This is a genomic window from Microcystis sp. LSC13-02, assembly GCA_002282935.1.
GTDB lineage: Bacteria > Cyanobacteriota > Cyanobacteriia > Cyanobacteriales > Microcystaceae > Microcystis.
In genome coordinates this window covers 1-6,297 of record MTBT01000056.1, presented here as the reverse complement: position 1 = coordinate 6,297, position 6,297 = coordinate 1, and the positions used below count along the sequence as shown (strand labels likewise).

At 43.2% G+C, this 6,297-nt stretch carries 6 protein-coding genes; 2 read left to right on the top strand and 4 right to left on the bottom strand.

All coding sequences use genetic code 11. The annotated features are described in order from the left end of the window. The first annotated feature begins 136 nt into the window (after nt 1–136). On the top strand, nt 137–1,207 hold the full coding sequence (locus tag BGL89_RS03305) for a YheT family hydrolase (RefSeq protein WP_286824431.1): 1,071 nt from the start codon (nt 137–139) through the stop codon (nt 1,205–1,207). A gap of 112 nt (nt 1,208–1,319) precedes the next feature. On the opposite strand, the gene BGL89_RS03300 is transcribed toward BGL89_RS03305, so the two are convergent. After that, nucleotides 1,320–2,315, bottom strand: a complete 996-nt coding sequence (locus BGL89_RS03300) for a carbohydrate kinase family protein (RefSeq protein WP_286824432.1) — start codon at nt 2,313–2,315, stop codon at nt 1,320–1,322. Between the two features lie 632 nt (nt 2,316–2,947). Here BGL89_RS03300 and BGL89_RS03295 point away from each other — a divergent pair. Continuing rightward, nucleotides 2,948–3,418 carry a GNAT family N-acetyltransferase gene (locus BGL89_RS03295; protein WP_286824430.1) on the top strand — a complete coding sequence of 157 codons (471 nt, stop codon included), beginning with the start codon at nt 2,948–2,950 and terminating at the stop codon, nt 3,416–3,418. Here the strand turns inward: BGL89_RS03295 and BGL89_RS03290 are convergent. The 3 genes from BGL89_RS03290 to BGL89_RS03280 all read right to left on the bottom strand — a co-directional run. Continuing rightward, on the bottom strand, nt 3,354–4,211 hold the full coding sequence (locus BGL89_RS03290) for a sensor histidine kinase (RefSeq protein WP_286824429.1): 858 nt from the start codon (nt 4,209–4,211) through the stop codon (nt 3,354–3,356). The genes BGL89_RS03295 and BGL89_RS03290 overlap by 65 nt on opposite strands. Continuing rightward, the gene (locus BGL89_RS03285; RefSeq protein ID WP_286824428.1) at nt 4,166–4,753 is read right to left on the bottom strand and encodes an L-threonylcarbamoyladenylate synthase; all 588 of its coding nucleotides are present in this window, start codon (nt 4,751–4,753) and stop codon (nt 4,166–4,168) included. The genes BGL89_RS03290 and BGL89_RS03285 overlap by 46 nt, the downstream gene beginning before the upstream one ends. A 286-nt stretch (nt 4,754–5,039) precedes the next feature. Beyond that, nucleotides 5,040–6,297: macro domain-containing protein (locus BGL89_RS03280; RefSeq protein ID WP_286824427.1), on the bottom strand; the 1,258-nt coding region annotated here is incomplete at its 5' end.

The following is a 6,297-nucleotide window of genomic DNA, read 5'->3' as shown; positions in this document are numbered from 1 at the left end:
GGTTCAGTTTTTAGCTTGGTTATCGCTTTTTCCATTGTAGCTTAAAGCCGTCGTAAAACGACGGGGTTTTAACCCAAATTTTCGATAAGTTAATTTTTGTCTCCCCCTCTTGACTTTTTGATTCCCCTGTGCTACTATGATTGCCCATCCTAGGACGAAGACTGATAATCTCACCTACACTCCGCCCCCATTGCTGAAAAACGGTTTTGCCATGACTCTCTATGTGTCCCTAAAAGCGCGAGAAACCTGGCAAAATACGATCGCTATTCCCGAACCAGTCTATCAAGAAACCATTTTCACCGGGGCCAATGCCGTCCCCATCTACGGGATTGTTTCCATTCCCCCGCAAGCGAAGGGAACAATTATCGGCACCTACGGCATCACGGGAGACTTAGATAATCAATGGTTTTTAAGAATTTTAGGCAGAAAAGCTGTAGCGAGAAACTACGCAGTCGTCCTCTTCGATTGGCGCGCCCACGGTAAGACAGCCGAATTATCCCCGACTCTCACCTCCGATGGCATCTATGAAGGGCTAGATTTCATTCATATTGCCACCCAAGCTCAAAAAATGGGCTGTCCTGCTCCTTTTTGGTTCACAGGTTACTCTCTGGGGGGACAATTGGCCCTGTGGGGAATTAAATCGGCAGAGAATCAGGAAGATATGGGGATCGATCCCGTCGATATCGGTGGTGGTGCGGTAATTTGTCCTAATTTAGACTCTAATCGTTCTTTATCCTATCTCGTCCAGGATCTCTGGGGGAAACATTTGGAAAAAGCGATCGCCAGGGAATTACGCAAGTTAGCCAAACGCATCCATCAAGCTCATCCCGATCATATCGATCCCCAAGCAATTACTCGCGCCACCACGATTGCCGGATTCGATCGAGAATTAGTGATTAAAAACTTAGGATTTAAGACAGTTTTTGACTATTATGCCGCTAGTAGTCCCTTGCCCTTTCAACCCTATTTAACTAAACCCACTTTTATACTCTACGCGGCCGATGATCCCCTCTTTTCCCCCGCAGTTATTCCCGATCTGCAAGCAGCGATCGCTGATAATCCCCACGTCGATCTACTCTTAACCAACCACGGTGGTCATGTGGGTTATATCAGCAGTTTATCCTGTCAGCGTCAGTGGGGCGATAGCGATCGCTGGTGGGCATGGAATCGGGTTTTAGACTGGTTTGACCAAAAAACTGGCAAATAATACTAAATCCGTTGAGTATAGGCTATATATCACGACAGGCAAAAGGCAAGAGGCACTCATGCAAAAGGAGGAATAGATAATCAGTTTTTAATAACTGGATTTAGTATAATTTCTAGGAGTCAAAGGCCGCTAGAAACTCCTCCACCTGTTCCCGATTCGGTTGGGATGCGATCGCTCCTGCCGCCCTTGTCACCATTGCCCCCACCGCACAGGCATAAATCACCGCATTACGCGCTAAATCGGCATTTTCCCCGATTTGATCGCCTCCAAGACTAGCACGAGCTAAAAAACCAGCTACAAAGCCATCTCCTGCCCCAGTTGTATCCACTACCTCCCCAGGGAAAGCCTCAACAGTGCCGCCATTTTCGCCTAAATGATATTTACAACCTTTTGCGCCGCCAGTAACCAGAATTGCACCTAAATTGGGGTATTGTGATGATATTCTGACGGGGGTATCAGTGCCAAATAACCATGCTGCTTCTTCCTCGCTACATTTGAGCAAATCGGCCTGGACGATAAAATCTCGAATCCGATCAGCAGCGGCCTCAAGATTAGGCCAAAAAACCGGCCGCCAGTTGATATCGATCAATACTTTCACCCCGTAAATTTTAGCTAATTCGAGGGCGCGCATCATCGCCGCTCTCGCCGGGGGATAGGCTAACCCTAGGGTTCCCATAACTAGATAATCGGCATTTTTAAAGATATTTTCGGCTAATAAGTCACCATTAAGGGCAGTATCGGCAAAATCCGTCGTTTTAATGCCGCCAAAACCCGCAAAATGTCTGTCTCCCCCAGCATCGCGGGTGACATAAACTTGTCGGGTGGGTAGGGTGGGGTGATACTGTACACCAGTGGTATCGACTCCGAGAGCGTCTAGCAAGGCGATTAACTGTTCCCCTCGTTGATCTTTGCCCACACAACCGATAAAAGCCGAATTTATGCCCAATTTTCGCAATCCACAGGCCACGTTTGCCGGCGCACCCCCGGCATAGGTTGTCCAAGAAGTCACTTGCTCTATAGAGCGCTCGCTTTGATCGGCAATTAGATCAGAGAGGATTTCCCCTAAACAAATGACAGACACTGGCGAAGATCTTTGATGGTTAAGCATTGCTGTGGGGTGTGGGGAAGCTTTTTTCAGTGTTGCCAAAGGCACGGCGTAGCCGTCCAGTAAACAGTAAACAGTAATCAGTGAGGTTCTTCGTTACTTGGTATGGTTCGATCGGGTGGCATAAATCGACTAAATCTTTATTTGGCAAGAGACTTAATTGATTAGTTCGTTCTAGAGCGAAAACAATTGACAAAAATGGCCAAATGTCTTTCTCTGTAAGAGTTTCATTCCTTATAACCCTGTCCGTTGCATCACACAAACCGAAGAACGGCTCTCTTAGGTTTGGTGGGTAAAATGTATTCTAAGATACAGTTCTGCTGGCGAGCGAGTAGAAGGAACCACAGAGACACAGAGGACACAAAGATTGATCGCTTCTATAGTAAGTTAAACTGATCACACAAACCGAAGAACCATAACTGATAACTGATCACTGATCACTGATCACTGATCACTGATTAATAACTTGTCAAGAAATCACGATAAATCAACTAGAGATTATCTGAGGCATTGAGTATAATCAAACACATAGATAGATTAGGGGAAATTGCTCATAATCAGTCCGATCGAGCGTGAATCCTCTTTCTCGGAAAAATATCTTCTCCTATTTTTTAGTCTTAGACTAAGGAAGTATCATGATTGATTGTAGTCAGATTCAGTTTGACGAGGATAAAAGCAAGATAGATCTATTGCAACTACGAGAATTATTTAATTTAACCGCATTTTGGGCAATCGATCGCCGTTTGGAAGATTTAGCAACCGCAATTGACTATAGTGATCCAGTGGTGACGGTGTGGAATGAGCGGCAATTAATTGGTTTTGCTCGCGCCATTTCTGACGGCATTTATCGGGCAACTATTTGGGATGTGATTGTTCATCCCGATTATCAGGGAGCCGGTTTAGGGCGTAAATTAGTAGAAACAGTTTTGGCCCATCCCCGAATAAATCGGGTGGAAAGAGTCTATTTGATGACTACTAATCAAGAAAAATTTTACCAGCACATTGGTTTCCAAAGCAATGCCACGACGACGATGGTATTATTTAATCGTTATACCGAGGAGTTTCCCTATCCAGCGATCGAGGTAAAGAAAAAACGATCCGTGTGAGCTTGTCCTGACTATTGTTATCGATTTGATCTAAGCTCATTTCCCCCCCCGATACTTCGATAATGCCTTTCGCTAACTGGAATTTAAGACCGGGAGAAAGACCGAGAGCTTGGGTAAATTGTTTGACTTCTTCTGGCTTTGATTCTAAACTCAAAGGGGAAATTTCTGGCAAATGCCAGAGAGGGATTTCCCCCGGAAATTCTAGGACAATAGTGACTTTTTTCTCGCAAAGAGTGCTTACCGAGATACAAATAGAGCCACTCGCTAAGTTAGCGATCGCTGCATCAACGAGAAGGACAAGAGCGGAGGATAAACGCTGATAATCGGCAATAATAGCAATATCATCGGTTAAAGGGCTAAATTTAAGCTTAATATTGCGATTAGCTGCCTGTAAATAGGTTAAACTTGCCCAATCTTCCCAAAGTTTAGTTAAAGAAAAAATTTCTCGCTCCAGAGGTATAGTACCCGACTCTAGTTTGGAGAGATTAATCATCTCATCGAGCATTGCCATCAGTTTACGGCCCGCCAGTTGTCCTTGGGCAATAAATTCCCTTTCTTCGGCTGGACTTTCACAAAGATCGGCGAGAATCAGTTGATGGAGACTGATCATACTGCTCAATGGCGATCGCAATTCGTGGGCAACCCGTCCCAAAAAACTGCTTTTGAGGTGATTAATTGCCACAGCCAGGTGATAAGCGAGGCGAGTTTGCTGTAATTCCCGTTTTAAAGCGTCAATATCGTCCATATTTACAGAAAAACTGCCCCTTGTCGTAAGACATCCCATCCTTGACATTGCCAACGCGCGACGGTGGAGGGTTGTCCACTATTGATTATTCCCCATGCTTGCCTTTCTGTGGGCGCTAACACCGTCACCGAGGGAAAAGTAGTCATAATTGCGGATGGAGTCAATAAAGGCTCTTGTCCTGACAGATTAGCACTTGTGGTCGCTAAAACACCAGTTCGACCGAGAATTTCTCTTGCGATCGCATGAGCGGGAACTCGGATACCAATCGTGCTAGGATTTTTAGGGTTAAGAGCTTTTGGTACTTTTTCAGAAGCAGGTAAAACCAAAGTTAGAGACCCAGGCCAGTATTTTTCGGTCATTTGCTGCCAAATTTCCCTTTCTTCCTGATTTCCCTTGACATAATCCCATAAATCTGCTGCTGAGGCCGCCATGAGAATTAAGGGTTTATCAAAAGTCCGTTTTTTAGCGGCAAAAATCAGGGAAGAATAGGGGGGAGAAACCGCTAAAGCGGGAACTGTATCCGTGGGAAAAGAAACCACTTGACCACTTAGGGCTGCGTGAACAATTTCGTTAAGAGAACCAGTAGGCATTGAGAATTGATCATTTTTGGGGACTAATTTAGCCTAAAACTTTTTGGCACAATTTTAAAGGGTAAGCAGTTGATCAATATTAATTTTACTAACACTTGCTCCTAGTGCCTCTTGTCAAAAACGGTCAACTTCTTAACCTTCCAGAATCAGAATTTGATCTATTCATCACAGTTGATCGCCCCCTGTCATTTTAACAGAATCTGCCTCAATTTGATCTGGCGGTAAACGAGTAATTTAGATAGATAGTTAACAGCTTATGCAACAGGGTTATTAGCCTGTTTACAGCTTATACCGCAAACTCATACTCTAATTGCTGTTGCAACTGATTCGACGTTGCAACGTACCTAACAGGACGTGTAAGCTTTTTAACTTTACCAAGTTTTTCTGCCGCTTCCAACCACTCACCTACCAACTTTTTAGGAAGCTTAAACATTTCAGAAATTTCATCTTTTGTACGCTCTGTACTAAGAGCTTGTTCTATATAGGGCAGAATTATCAGGAAAGCATCATAATTTTCATTACAAGAAGCACCCATAATTCTCTGTTCTTCAGTAGTAGATTCCGCTTGTAATGGAGAACTTAACTGACTTGCAGAAGCTCCTAGATTCTCCTCTGTAGTAAGAGTAGTGTTGATCTCAGTGCGTTCTTCATAAAAACCTACTGCTTCTAATTGAGAACTTAACTGATTGGTAGATTCTTGCCAGTTCTCTTCTTCAGTAATTGTGTCCAGAATCTGAAGTTGCAATGTATTAGCAGATTTAGGCTTATCTTTCTCAAACTCAAATTTATTTACGGATTGATATAAGAAACTAAACATATCATTATATGTCTGCTTACCAACACCTTCAATTTTTCCTAACTCTCGAAATCTTCTAATTGGTAAGGCATGAATTATTTTTTTTCTGATATCAGATCTGAGATTAAGTTCTTTATCCCATCCAAAGCTCTCAATATTATTGACCAAACTAACCATTGAACCCTCTACACCTGTTGCTTCCTTTTCTTGATCTAAACAAATAAATACATCAATATCGAGGTTTCCCAGATATTTTTCCATCAAAGGGGATACATCACCCCAATCAAGTCCACCATGACTACATCCCAACTTAGGAAAAGCGATCGAAGTAATGCCGCCTTTCTGATAGTTAATGGAGAAATACTTAAGTCCCTCATCTATCCATTCAATTTTAGAGGGATACTTCCAGTGATCCTTTGTCGGGAAGTTAAGAATCCAAACATTCCCATAATTTCTGTAAAGATAAGGCTTTCCAGTTTTAACCTCTTTTTTCCTGCATCGCTCTACATAGTCTTTTTCCATTTCTGGAAATCTTAGCTGAAACTCTAGAGCCAAGCCAGCACCCATTACACCAACGCAGTTAACTGTGTTAACAATCGTTTGCGTGTTGACATTGAAAACTGTGGTATCTGTGTAATGTAGCATGACTAGAAATATAAATGGTTCTTCGGTTTGTGTTATGCAATCGACGAGGGTTATAAGGGATGAAACCCTTATAGAGAGAGACATTACTGCGATTTTTGTCAAC